Source organism: Stenotrophomonas sp. RIT-551 (assembly GCF_026241915.1).
In the GTDB taxonomy this organism is placed as follows: domain Bacteria; phylum Pseudomonadota; class Gammaproteobacteria; order Xanthomonadales; family Xanthomonadaceae; genus Stenotrophomonas; species Stenotrophomonas bentonitica_A.
Genome location: NZ_JAPJIU010000009.1, coordinates 43,221 through 55,147 on the forward strand (window position 1 = coordinate 43,221; position 11,927 = coordinate 55,147).

General features: G+C 67.0%; 10 protein-coding genes and 1 riboswitch. Of the genes, 5 read left to right on the forward strand and 5 right to left on the reverse strand.

Annotated features, from left to right (window positions below; all coding sequences use genetic code 11):
- Positions 1 to 25: 25 nt before the first annotated feature.
- Together ORK51_RS12105 and ORK51_RS12110 are read left to right on the forward strand one after the other, a co-directional pair.
- Positions 26 to 1,045 carry a glycosyltransferase family 2 protein gene (locus ORK51_RS12105; RefSeq protein ID WP_070425729.1) on the forward strand — a complete coding sequence of 340 codons (1,020 nt, stop codon included), beginning with the start codon at positions 26 to 28 and terminating at the stop codon, positions 1,043 to 1,045.
- The gene (locus ORK51_RS12110; RefSeq protein WP_019185106.1) at positions 1,005 to 1,436 is read left to right on the forward strand and encodes a CBS domain-containing protein; all 432 of its coding nucleotides are present in this window, start codon (positions 1,005 to 1,007) and stop codon (positions 1,434 to 1,436) included. Before ORK51_RS12105 ends, ORK51_RS12110 begins: the two co-directional genes overlap by 41 nt.
- A gap of 63 nt (positions 1,437 to 1,499) precedes the next feature.
- On the opposite strand, the gene ORK51_RS12115 is transcribed toward ORK51_RS12110, so the two are convergent.
- From ORK51_RS12115 to ORK51_RS12130, 4 genes are all read right to left on the reverse strand, one after another.
- Positions 1,500 to 3,482 carry an AsmA family protein gene (locus tag ORK51_RS12115; RefSeq protein ID WP_266085060.1) on the reverse strand — a complete coding sequence of 661 codons (1,983 nt, stop codon included), beginning with the start codon at positions 3,480 to 3,482 and terminating at the stop codon, positions 1,500 to 1,502.
- Positions 3,483 to 3,770: 288 nt separating this feature from the next.
- Complete coding sequence (gene trhA, locus ORK51_RS12120) at positions 3,771 to 4,403, reverse strand: PAQR family membrane homeostasis protein TrhA (protein ID WP_051010536.1); 633 nt, start codon at positions 4,401 to 4,403, stop codon at positions 3,771 to 3,773.
- Positions 4,404 to 4,509: 106 nt separating this feature from the next.
- Entirely contained in the window at positions 4,510 to 6,114 is a 1,605-nt protein-coding gene (locus ORK51_RS12125; protein ID WP_070425727.1) for a peptide chain release factor 3, read from the reverse strand.
- A 75-nt stretch (positions 6,115 to 6,189) separates the two neighbouring features.
- Positions 6,190 to 7,059, reverse strand: a complete 870-nt coding sequence (locus ORK51_RS12130) for a M23 family metallopeptidase (RefSeq protein ID WP_266085061.1) — start codon at positions 7,057 to 7,059, stop codon at positions 6,190 to 6,192.
- A gap of 150 nt (positions 7,060 to 7,209) precedes the next feature.
- A riboswitch (SAM riboswitch) is annotated at positions 7,210 to 7,330 on the forward strand.
- A gap of 78 nt (positions 7,331 to 7,408) precedes the next feature.
- Between ORK51_RS12130 and metX the strand changes: the two genes are divergently transcribed.
- From metX to ORK51_RS12145, 3 genes are read left to right on the forward strand one after another with little or no spacing between them, the layout of a single operon-like run.
- Positions 7,409 to 8,440, forward strand: coding sequence for a homoserine O-succinyltransferase MetX (gene metX, locus ORK51_RS12135; protein ID WP_070425725.1), 1,032 nt, complete (start codon positions 7,409 to 7,411; stop codon positions 8,438 to 8,440).
- Positions 8,437 to 9,681: an O-succinylhomoserine (thiol)-lyase gene (locus ORK51_RS12140; RefSeq protein ID WP_070425724.1), complete on the forward strand. Its 1,245-nt coding sequence runs from the start codon at positions 8,437 to 8,439 to the stop codon at positions 9,679 to 9,681. The genes metX and ORK51_RS12140 overlap by 4 nt, the downstream gene beginning before the upstream one ends.
- Positions 9,678 to 10,745, forward strand: coding sequence for a homoserine dehydrogenase family protein (locus tag ORK51_RS12145; RefSeq protein ID WP_070425723.1), 1,068 nt, complete (start codon positions 9,678 to 9,680; stop codon positions 10,743 to 10,745). Before ORK51_RS12140 ends, ORK51_RS12145 begins: the two co-directional genes overlap by 4 nt.
- 116 nt (positions 10,746 to 10,861) lie before the next feature.
- On the opposite strand, the gene ORK51_RS12150 is transcribed toward ORK51_RS12145, so the two are convergent.
- Entirely contained in the window at positions 10,862 to 11,863 is a 1,002-nt protein-coding gene (locus ORK51_RS12150; protein WP_070425722.1) for an alpha/beta fold hydrolase, read from the reverse strand.
- Positions 11,864 to 11,927 lie beyond the last annotated feature (64 nt).

The following is an 11,927-nucleotide window of genomic DNA, read 5'->3' on the forward strand; positions in this document are numbered from 1 at the left end:
GATTGGCTGACGCTACAATCGCCGCATGACCAGCCCTCGCCTGACCGTCGTCGTCGCCGCCCACAACGAAGCGCTCGCCTTGCCGATGCTGCACCCGCGCCTGCGCGCAGTGCTGGCTGGGCTGGAGGGCATCGACGGCCGCGTGCTGTATGTGGATGACGGCAGCACGGACACCACCTGGGCCGTCATGCAGGCATTGGCCGCCGAGGATTCGTGCGTCGGCGTACTGCGGTTGTCGCGCAACTTCGGCAAAGAGGCCGCGCTCACGGCGGGGCTGGATTTCGTCGACGACGGCGCGGTGATGATCCTCGACGCCGATGGCCAGGATCCGCCGGAACTGATTCCCGAGTTCGTCGCGCTGTGGCAGCAGGGCTATGACAACGTCTATGGCACGCGCCTGGCGCGCGATGGCGAGAGCTGGCTCAAGCGCTCCACCGCCAAGGCGTTCTATCGGGTGATCGGGCGGCTGTCCAAAACGCCGATCCCGGCCGACACCGGTGATTTCCGGCTGCTGTCGCCGCGCGCGGTGCAGGCACTGGGCCAGCTGCGTGAGCGCCACCGGTTCATGAAAGGGCTGTTCGGCTGGGTGGGTTTCCGCCGCAAGGCCTTGCCCTACCATCGGCATGCGCGGCTGGTGGGTGAGAGCAAATTCGGCTTCTGGCGGCTATGGAATTTCGCCCTGGAAGGGATCACCGGATTCTCCACCGCGCCGCTGCGGGTGACCACCTATCTGGGCCTGGCCGCAGCGACGTTCGCGTTCGTGTTCGCGCTGGTGGTGGTGTCCAAGGCAGCGCTGTACGGCGACCGCGTTGCGGGCTGGCCGACCATGATGGCGGTGATCCTGTTCCTGGGCGGCATACAGCTGATCGCCCTGGGCCTGATTGGTGAGTACCTGGGCCGGCTGTACGAGGAATCCAAGCAGCGCCCGCTGTACCTGATTGACACCTGGCAGGCCCCGTTCGTGGCAGACTCGGCCGTGCATCCCATCGGTGGAGAGCAGCGAGATGACCACGGTACGGCAGCTGTTGGAAGGCAAGTCCCCTGAGGTATTCGCCGTCACCCCGAGCTCGGCGGTGATCGACGCCATCCGGTTGATGGCCCAGAAGGGCATCGGCGCGGTGCTGGTGATGGAGGGCCGGCAACTGGTCGGCATCCTTTCAGAGCGCGACTACGCACGGAAGATCGTGCTGCACGAACGCTCGTCCCGGACGACCGAAGTCCGCGAGATCATGACCCCCAAGGTGGTGACCGTCGCCCCTGGCGAGCAGGTCGAGCACTGCCTGCAGCTGGTGACCGATTACCGCATCCGCCACCTTCCGGTGGTCGATGGCACGGGTGTGCTCGGGGTGATCTCGATCGGTGATCTGGTCAAGGCGGTCATCGACGAGCAGGCGCAGAAACTGGATCAACTGCAGCAGTACATCGTTGCCGGTTGAGCGAGGCCGCGCGCGGCGGGCCAGGCCGACGCAGCGTCGGTCCCCGCCCGGATGGCCCCGCGCTTACTTGGCGTAACGGCCGCCGCAGTTGCTGTCCTCGCCCGGGCCGGTCTCGATAGTGGCCAGCAGCGCGGCAGGCGGAGCGATGCTGCCCAGCGCCAGCGCGATCGCCCCACGGATGCCCAGCGCCTTGAAGTCCGGGCGGAACGAAGGGTCCTTGAAGGTGCCGCCGATGCGCAGCGGCGAGCGCAGCGCCAGGATGCTCATGTCCTTCGGGCGCGGGCGCAGCAGCAGGTCCAGCTGCTCCTGTTTCAGATCGACCTTGCCTTCGCCGACGATCAACGTATCGGTGGTATCGAAGGCCAGCGAGCGCGACTGCATCACGCCGTTGTCGACACCGAAGTCGCCCCACGCGCAGCGCAGCGGAATCTGCTTGTCGCCGGTGAACAGGAACTTCAGTGATTCGGCGACATCCAGGCCGGCCAGTTCCATGATCAGATTGCCGACATGGCCGCGGCCGATACCGACCGCCACGGTGCCATCGGAGCTGCCCAGCATCGCCGCGACGGAGTTGCCCTGGCCGGTCAGTTTGACGTCGCCACTGATGCCGCCGGAGGCCTGTTCGGCCAGCTTCGCATCAGGGAACAGCTTGCCCAGCTGCACCTTGCGGATGGTGGCCTGCAGCTGCGTGGAGATCGCCTGCTTGCGCGCATCCATGCGGATCGTACTGCGGATGTCGCCGCCGGCCACGCCGAAGTTCAACGGCTCCAGGCGCAGCAGCCCGTCATTGAGCTTGAGGTGGGCATCCATGTCATCCAGCGGCAGCGTCGGCGAATTGATGCGCTGCGCCTTCCAGCGCACGTCGGCGTCCATCGCACGCAGCTTGGACAGGTTGTACGGCGTGTCCGGCAGCACCTTGGCACTGGCCGCCAGCGCGGCCGCCTTGGCCTTCTGCTCGGCATTGGCCGACTCGCCGGCACCCGTCTTCGGCGGTGCCCCGATGAAGCCGGCCAGATCGTCGAAGTCCAGCCGCTTGGAGACCAGATCCGCGGTCAGGAATGGGCGCTCGCCACTGACATCGATCTGCGCGGTCCCGCCCAGGTCGCTGTCGCCGGCGGTGCCGGTGAACGACTCATAGCGCCAGACGGCGTTGTTGCGCTTCAAGCGGCCCTTGAGCTTGTACGGCGGCGTGGACGGCATTGCCACGCCGATCAGCGGGAACAGATCCTCCATGTCCTGACCGCTCAGCATCAGCTCCAGATCGAATACCCGCAGCTGGAAGGGATTGGTGAGCGTGCCGCTGGCGATCGCATGCGTGTTCCCCGCGCGCCCATCCAGATGGATGCGGAACGGATGCCCCGTATTGGTCAGCTCCAGCGGCGACTCGGTATTGCCATTGAGCGAGAATGGATTGCCCTGCCAGCGTCCCTTGCCCTTCACCAGCAATGGTGGGCCACTGTCCTTGTCCAGCGGCTTGCCGCTGTTGAGCGAAACCAGCACATCCGTCCTGCCGGCCGTGTCCTTGAACTGCAGGCGCCCATCTTCGATCAGCAACCGTTGCAGCACCGGCGGGTCACCGTCGCTCGGGCCCAGGAAATCCCAGTTGCCCGGCTGATTCTTCCCCGGCGCGGTTTCCAGCAGCAGATCCGGCCGCGTCAAGCGGATCTCCGGAATCCGCACCTGCCCGCGCAGCAAGGGCCACACCCGCAGATCGATCTCTGCCCGATCCGCCGTCGCCATCTGCGGCTGCTTGGCCCAGGTCGCATTCGCGAACGTCAGCCCATCGCCTCGCACGGTCGTCACCCGGCCCAGATCGACATCCAGATTCCCATTGATATGGAACTCCCGCCCGGTCTTGGCCTGCACCGCACGTTCCACCGGCCCCTTGAACCAGTTCCAGTCCCATAACGCGATTAGGATCAACAGTGCCGCGAACAGAAACACGAGAATCGCCAACCACCGCTGCCCCCGCTTGCCAGGACGGCGCCAGTGCCAGCGGGAACGGGAAGCGGCATCGGACGGAGCAGGGGAGGGGACAGTATTCACATCCCCATGGTTGCCCTTGCATCGTGCAGGCAGCGCGAAGCATTGGTAAGCGTAGTGTCAGGGTGGCTGGAGGATTGCCTTCAACCACCCGGCGCATGGCGCGGACACGACTGGATCAGACAGCCATGCCGTTGACCTTTCCGTGCGCGCCAACCCACCCGTGCCGCCCCAGCCTGGCGCATGCCTGAAGCCTTGGCTGCTTTCGCTTTCGCTTTCGCTGTTGCTGCTTCTGCCGCTGTTGCTGTTGCTGGTGTCGTTGCCGATGCTCTTACTGCAGGAAAACAACACTCAAAGAATCTGCGCCGTCACCGCAACGAAGTGGCACACACTCCCGCCGATCACGAACAGATGCCAGATCGCATGCGAATACGGCACCGACTCCCGGTGATAGAACACCGTCCCCAGCGTATAGAACACGCCGCCGGCCAACAGCCACCCCAGCGTCCACGCATCCAACGAGTTCCACATCGGCTTGATCGCCACCATCACCATCCAGCCCATCGCGATATAGATGATCGTCGAGAGCAGCTTGAACCGGCCCGTATAGAACAACTTGAAGACCACCCCGAACAGCGCCAGCGCCCAGATCGCAGTGAACATCCCCCAGCCCCAGGGGCCGCGCAGGCCGATCAGCGTGAACGGCGTATACGTGCCGGCGATCAGCAGGTAGATCGCACAGTGATCGAACACCTTCAGCCGGCCCTTCGCGATCGGATGCTGGATCGCGTGGTAGAGCGTCGAGGCCGTGTACAACAGCAGCAGTGCCACCCCGAACACGATCGCGCTGGCCAACTGCCAGCCGTCGCCATAGATGGCGGCCAGGGTGATCAGCACCGCACTACCGGCCAGTGCAGCGACGGCGCCAAGCCCGTGGGTCAGGGCGCTGGCGATTTCTTCTCGAACGGAAACGACAGAGGTCATGGCGATGATGGGAGATGCGGGGAGGGGGAGCCCGCTCCCCCCTATCATCGCCGCGATGGCGCGCGCATGCACGCGCGCCTGTTCAGCCGGCAGCGCGGTCGCGCGATCAGCCGACCGAGACGCTGTGCGCCGCTTCGCGCGTCGCCGCGAAGCGCACGTCCGGCGCACGTTCCTGGGCCAGCTGCAGATTGACCCGGGTCGGTGCCAGGTACACCAGCTGCCCGGCGGCGTCGATGCTGAGGTTGCCCGCGTTCTTCTCGCGGAACTCTTCCAGCTTCTTTTCGTTGTTGCAGGTGACCCAGCGCGCCGTGGTCACGCTGACCGGCTCGAAGGTCGCTTCCACGCCGTACTCATCCTTCAGGCGGTATGCCGCCACATCGAACTGCAGCACACCCACCGCGCCCAGGATCAGGTCGTTGCTCATCAGCGGGCGGAAGAACTGGGTGGCACCCTCTTCGGACAGCTGCGCCAGGCCCTTCTGCAGCTGCTTGAGCTTGAGCGGATCGCGCAGGCGTGCGCGGCGGAACAGTTCCGGCGCGAAGTTCGGGATGCCCGTGAAGCTGACCGCTTCGCCTTCGGTGAAGGTGTCACCGATGGAGATCGTGCCGTGGTTGTGGATGCCGATCACATCGCCCGGCCACGCCTCGGCGGCGATCTCGCGGTCGCTGGCCATGAAGGTCAGCGCATTGGCCAGCTTCATTTCCTTGCCGGTGCGCACATGGAAGGTCTTCATGCCGGCCACGAAACGGCCCGAGCACACCCGCATGAACGCGACGCGGTCGCGGTGCTGCGGGTCCATGTTCGCCTGGATCTTGAACACGAAACCGGTCAGCTTGTTTTCCTCCGGCGCGATCACCCGGCCGGTGGTGGCGCGCGGCTGCGGCGAGGGCGCGTGCTCGACGAAGAAGTCCAGCAGCGGCTGCACGCCGAAGTTGTTCACGCCCGAACCGAAGAACACCGGCGTCTGCTTGCCGGCCAGGTAGGCCTCCACGTCGAAGGGATGGCTGGCGCCCTGCACCAGCTCCAGCTCGTCGCGCAGATCGGCCAGCATGCGCTCACCGATCTTCTCGGCCAGCCCAGGCGAATCGATCGAGGGGAAGATGGTCGAATCCTGGCGGGTGAAGTTGCGGCCCTGCTCATACAGGTGCACTTCGCCGCTGATCAGGTGGACCACGCCCTTCAGGCGCTGGCCCATGCCGATCGGCCAGGTCACGGGTGCGCACTGGATGCCCAGCACGCTTTCCACTTCATCCAGCAGATCGATCGGCTCCTTGCCCTCGCGGTCGAGCTTGTTGATGAAGGTCATGATCGGCGTGTCGCGCAGCCGGCAGACTTCCATCAGCTTGATGGTGCGCTCTTCCACGCCCTTGGCCACGTCGATCACCATCAGCGCCGAGTCCACCGCGGTGAGCACGCGGTAGGTGTCCTCGCCGAAGTCGGCGTGGCCGGGGGTATCAAGCAGGTTGACGATCTTGCCTTCGTACGGGAACTGCATCACCGAGGAGGTCACCGAGATGCCGCGCTCTTTTTCCAGCGCCATCCAGTCGGAGGTCGCATGGCGCGCGGCCTTGCGTCCCTTGACCGAACCGGCCATCTGGATCGCACCGCCGAACAGCAGCAGCTTTTCGGTCAGCGTGGTCTTGCCGGCGTCAGGGTGGGAAATGATGGCGAAGGTGCGGCGGCGCGCAGCTTCGGTAGCGACTTCGGACATGGCGTGACGCGCCCGCCCGGGGCGCTTTTCATGGAGATGAGCCGCCCAGTATAGCGGGGGCGGGCGTGGCCGGGGTCAGGGCAGGGCGGACGCCCCGGTCTCATCGGCGGTGCGGGCGAAGCGCAGCTCGCCCTGCGGGCTGACAATCCGGGCCGGAATCGAGCGCAGCCGCATCCCTGCATTGACCTGGACTGCGAAATGCAGATGCGGCGCGGCGCTGTAGCCGGTATTGCCCGACAGGCCGATGCGCTGGCCGGCCTGGACCTGATCGCCCTGGCGGACCAGCGCGCCGTTGTGCTGCAGGTGGGCGTACACGGCCATGCTGCCGTCCTCGTGCAGCACCCGCACCAGGTTGGCCCGGCCCAGATCGTGGTCGCGGTCCTGGCCATTGCCCTGGAAATCAGTCTGGACCTGCATGACGGTTCCCGCCCGCGCCGCGAGCACGGCCGTGCCCTCGGGCAGCGCGAAGTCGATGGCGTCGCGGTTTTCCGCGTCGCCGTGGCTGAAACGGCCCTGCGGCGCTTGGCTGACTTTGATGCGGGCGGCGTCAAACGGCAGTTGGTAGGCCACGTCCTGCGGGCGGGCGGTGGGATCGCCGGGAACGGCGGTCAGCGCCAGCCGGATCGTCGTCGTGCCGGCCGGCGGCTGGACGTGGACCACCACGACGCTGGCCGAAGCGGCCACCATGGTCTGCACGGGGAGCCCGGGCAGGGCGGGGGCACCGGGTGAGGATGCCAGTGCGACCTGGACCGGCCCCGCCAGGCGGTTGTCGACGCGTGCCTGCCAGCGGTTGCCTTCCCCCTCCAGGGTCAGCACCGCCAAGGCCGGCGCACCTGCCTGGCCGGCCGGTTGGACGGCGGTGGCGGGCGTCGGCCGGTCGATCCGCCAGCCGTCCCGCCAGTTTGCGCCCGGCCCGGCCCAGGCGTTCAGCGCCGGCAGGATCAACACGGTCAGTGCGGGCAGACGCAGGCAGCGCAAGGCATTCGCCGGTAAGCAGGGAAGATGGAGTATGCGTGACTGATGATGATCTGGAATATATATCTCTTCATGCCGATGAAGGGATTGACATCAGCCAAAAGCGCTGGCATCGTGGCTGCACCATCGAGACCGGCAGAGGGACAGGCCCTTTGAAGCCGGGGCAGCCCGCAGACGCGAAAGCGACCTGCGTAGGTGCCAAATCCTGCGGAGACCGTTGGTGTCTTCCGAAAGATGGTTCGAACCGTGCACCGTGCGTGCGCTTCGAACGCGAGCTCCGCGAAAGCTCGATGGCCGTTTTCCTCCTTTGGATACCGCCATGAGCTTCGCCACCGCCGCCCCTGCCGCCACCGAAACTTTCGCCCCGCTCAGCGTCCCCGTCGACGCCGGGCTGAACGCCGTGCGCGGCGATATCGCGGCGGTGCTGTCGATGCGTCATGGTGGACCGCGGCCGGTGCGGCTGCGCTACGAAATCGTGGGCCGCGCCGACGCGCCGGTGGTGGTGCTGGCCGGTGGCATCTCCGCCCACCGCCACGTGGCGGCCAATGCCGAATTTCCGGAAAAGGGCTGGGCCGAAGGCCTGGTGGCCCCGGGCCGCGCGCTGGATCCGGCCTCGCTGCGCATCCTGGCGTTCGATTTCATTGGCGCCGACGGGGCGCTGGACCTGCCGATCGATACTGCCGACCAGGCCGACGCGCTGGCCCTGCTGCTCGATCATCTTGGCATCGCCCGCCTGCAGTGCTTCGTCGGTTACTCCTACGGTGCGCTGGTTGGCCAGCAGTTCGCGCTCCGCCACCGCCAGCGCCTGCAGAAGCTGATCGCGGTGAGCGGCGCGCACCGCCCGCATCCGTATGCCGCCGCCTGGCGCGCGCTGCAGCGTCGCGCGGTCGCGCTTGGCCAGTTGCAGTGCGCCGAAAGCCACGGGCTGTCGCTGGCGCGCCAGTTCGCCATGCTCAGCTACCGCACGCCGGAAGAATTCGGTGAACGCTTCGATGCCGCACCGGAAGTGGTCAATGGCCGCGTGCGCGTTGCCGCCGAGGACTACCTGGATGCCGCCGGTGCGCAGTACGTGGCCCGCACGCCGGTCGATGCCTACCTGCGCCTGTCCGAATCGATCGACCTGCACCGCATCGACCCGACCGCCATCCAGGTCCCGACCGTCGTGGTCGCCGTGGAAGGCGATCGCCTGGTCCCGCTGGCCGACTGCGTCGGTCTGGTGGAAGGGCTGGGCCCGCGCGGCAGCCTGCGCGTGCTGCGCTCCCCGTATGGCCACGACGCCTTCCTGAAAGAAACCGATCGCATCGACGCGATCCTCGCCACCGCTTTTCGATCCCCCGGAGAAACCGCATGAGCCGTTCCGCTGGTACCGAGCCGTCCTGTAGCCGCGTCACCGCCGCCGTGCGTGCCGGCATCGACCGTGACACCGCCCATGGCGCGGTGACCCCGCCGATCGTGCTGTCCTCGAACTTCAGCTTCGATGGCTTCGGCAACAAGCGCCAGTACGACTACACGCGCAGCGGCAACCCCACCCGTGATCTGCTGGGTGAAGCGCTGGCCGAACTGGAGGGGGGCGCCGGTGGCGTGATCACGTCCACCGGCATGGGCGCGATCAACCTGGTGCTCAATGCGCTGCTGCAGCCCGGCGATACCCTGGTGGTGCCGCATGATGCGTACGGCGGCAGCTGGCGCCTGTTCAATGCGCTGGCGAAGAAGGGGCACTTCGGCCTGATCACCGCCGACCTGACCGATCCGCGCTCGCTGGCCGATGCACTGGCGCAGTCGCCGACGCTGGTGCTGATCGAAACCCCGTCCAACCCGCTGCTGCGCATCACCGATCTGCGCTTCGTGATCGACGCCGCGCACAAGGCCGGTGCCAAGGTCGTCGTCGACAATACCTTCCTGTCGCCGGCGCTGCAGCAGCCGATCAGCTTCGGTGCCGACCTGGTGCTGCACTCCACCACCAAGTACATCAACGGGCACAGCGATGTGGTCGGCGGCGCGGTGGTCGCGCGCGATCCGGCGGTGCACGAGCAGCTGGTGTGGTGGGCCAACGCACTGGGCCTGACCGGCTCGCCGTTCGATGCGTTCCTGACCCTGCGTGGCCTGCGCACGCTCGGTGCACGGCTGCGCGCGCACCAGGAAAACACGGTGGCCGTGGTCGATCTGCTCACCGCCAGCGATGCGGTGGCCAGCGTGTACTACCCCGGCCTGGCCGATCATCCCGGCCATGCCATCGCGGCGCGCCAGCAGAGCGGCTTCGGTGCGATGCTGTCCTTCGAACTGGCCTCGTGCCCGGGCGATGATCCGCACGCGGCGGTGCGCGCCTTCGTCGATGGCCTGCGCTGTTTCACCCTGGCCGAATCGCTGGGCGGCGTCGAGAGCCTGGTCGCGCACCCGGCCACCATGACCCATGCAGCGATGACTCCGGAAGCGCGCGCGCATGCCGGCATCAGCGAAGGGCTGCTGCGCCTGTCGGTCGGCATTGAATCGCCGGAGGATCTGGTGGCCGATCTGCAGGCCGGGCTGGAACGCGCCCAGGTCGTGATCGATCAGCACCGCGACGTGCAGCGCCGTAAACAGGTGGATGCATGAGCGCGGTGCTGAATCTGCCGCTGGTTGCCAATCGGAAACTGGCGCTGCTCGGCACCGGCACGGTCGGCACCGCTTTCGTGGAACGGTATGCCTCGTTGCAGCACCGTGGCGTCACGCTGCCGTCGTTTTCCTGGCTGGCCAATTCACGCACGGCGCGCACCTGCGAACAGGCCCCCGCGCACGAACTTGCCCAGGCCAACCTGGCCGCACGCGGTGCGGTGACACTGCAGCCCTGGGCGGAAGCCGAGGGCCTGCAGCGCGGTGACGTGGTGGTCGATGCGACGGCCAGTGACGAGGTCGCCAACTGGCACGAGCAGTGGCTGGCGCGTGGCGTGCACGTGGTGACCGCCAACAAGCTCGGCCAGGGTGCGCAGCTCGCACGTGCCCAAGCCATCGCCGACAGCGGCCAGCAGGGCGACGCGCGCTACGGCGACAGTGCGACGGTGGGGGCTGGCCTGCCGCTGCTGAGCAGCCTGCGCGCGCTGGTTGCCGGTGGCGACCGCATCCATCGCGTGGAGGGCGTGCTGTCCGGTTCGCTGGCATGGCTGTTCCATCACTACGATGGCCAGCGTCCGTTTTCTGCGTGGGTGCGTGAGGCAGCGGGCGCCGGGTACACCGAGCCGGACCCGCGTGTGGATCTGTCCGGTGAAGATGTCCGTCGCAAACTGCTGATCCTGGCGCGCGCCAGCGGCATCGCATTGCGTGCCGAGCAGGTGCAGGTCGCCTCACTGGTGCCCGACGCGCTGGCGGTGTTGCCGCCGGCCGATGCGTTGGCCCAGCTGTCACTGCTGGATGCCCCGCTGCAGCAGTATTGGCGGCAGGCCAGCGAGCAGGGCGGTTGCCTGCGTTTCGTCGGCGGCTTCGATCACGAGGGTGCGTCGGTGGGGCTGCGTGTGCTCCCGCGTGACCATCCGCTGGCCGGCGGTGCACAGACTGACAACCGGGTGGCGATTCATAGCGATCGGTATCACGCCCAGCCGCTGTTGATCCAGGGGCCGGGCGCCGGCGCGGAAGTCACCGCCGCCGCATTGCTGGACGACGTGCTGGCGATCGTGCGGGGCTGATTGCCGCGCGATCCCACCAAGGCACGCGGTAGCGCCAGGGTGGGCTGGCTGCGTCGGCGGATGAGGGTGAGGACGGCTGCTGCCACGCATCGCGTGGCACTACCGGGGGGGGCAGGTCAGTCGTGTGGTGAGATTGCCTTCAGCAGTGCCGCATTGAACCGGGCCGGATCCTGCACCTGCGGCGAGTGGCCCAGGTCCTCGAAGCTCACCAGGGTGGCGCCGGGAATCGCCGCGGCCGCCGCCCTGCCCAGCGCAGGGTAGTTGCCCAGCGTCGCTTTCAGCGCGGGCGGCGCGAGGTCACGGCCGATCGCGGTGCGGTCGGTCTGGCCGATGAACAAGGTGGTCGGGACCGTGAGTTTCGGCAGTTCATAGACGACGGGCTGGTTGAACACCATGTCCGAGGTCAGCGCCTGGCTCCACGCCACTGCCTGTTTGCCGGGGCCGTCGTACATGCGCGACTGCATGCGCACCCACTGCTCGTACTCGGGCTTCCACTGCCCGTTGTAATAAACGTCCAGCTGGTACTTCCTGATGCTGTCGAAGCTGGTCTTCAACTCGCCCGCATACCAGGCATCGATACTGCGCCACGGCACGCCCTTGGCCTTCCAGTCTTCCAGTCCGATCGGGTTGACCAGTGACAGGCTGAGCAAGCGCTGGGGATACATCAACGCGAAGCGTGCCGCCAACATGCCGCCCATCGAATGGCCGACGATGTGCAGCTTGCCCTCGCCGTAGCCCAGGTGCTCCAGCAGCGCTTCGGTATTGGCGGCCAGCTGGCCGAACGAGTACTGGTAGCGTTCGGGCTTGCTCGATTTGCAGAAGCCGATCTGGTCCGGGGCGATCACCCGGTAGCCGGCCGCGCTCAGTGCTGCGATGGTGTCCTTCCAGGTAGCCGCGCAGAAATTCTTCCCGTGCAACAGCACGACCGTACCGGCGAACCCTTTGCCGCCGGCGGGCACGTCGATGTACGCCATCTCCAGTGGCTGGCGCTGGGACTCGAACCGGAAGATCTTGACCGGATAGGGGTAGTCGAAGCCTTCCAGCCGCGGGCCGTAGGTGTCGGCGGCAAGGGTGGTCAGCGGCAGGCAGGCGAGCAGGGCGGCGGCCAGGATGCGCATGGCGGTCTCCATCGGGGGAAGTACGACTCTACTGGACGCATACAGCTTGTGTCGTGACTGTGTC

Bases quoted from the DNA above. Each gene is read 5' to 3' on its own strand.
- ORK51_RS12105 (WP_070425729.1), top strand. From the start codon at position 26: ATGACCAGCCCTCGCCTGACCGTCGTCGTCGCCGCCCACAACGAAGCG.
- ORK51_RS12110 (WP_019185106.1), top strand. From the start codon at position 1,005: ATGACCACGGTACGGCAGCTGTTGGAAGGCAAGTCCCCTGAGGTATTC.
- trhA (WP_051010536.1), bottom strand. From the start codon at position 4,403: ATGACCTCTGTCGTTTCCGTTCGAGAAGAAATCGCCAGCGCCCTGACC.
- ORK51_RS12125 (WP_070425727.1), bottom strand. From the start codon at position 6,114: ATGTCCGAAGTCGCTACCGAAGCTGCGCGCCGCCGCACCTTCGCCATC.
- metX (WP_070425725.1), top strand. From the start codon at position 7,409: ATGAGCTTCGCCACCGCCGCCCCTGCCGCCACCGAAACTTTCGCCCCG.
- ORK51_RS12140 (WP_070425724.1), top strand. From the start codon at position 8,437: ATGAGCCGTTCCGCTGGTACCGAGCCGTCCTGTAGCCGCGTCACCGCC.
- ORK51_RS12145 (WP_070425723.1), top strand. From the start codon at position 9,678: ATGAGCGCGGTGCTGAATCTGCCGCTGGTTGCCAATCGGAAACTGGCG.
- ORK51_RS12150 (WP_070425722.1), bottom strand. From the start codon at position 11,863: ATGCGCATCCTGGCCGCCGCCCTGCTCGCCTGCCTGCCGCTGACCACC.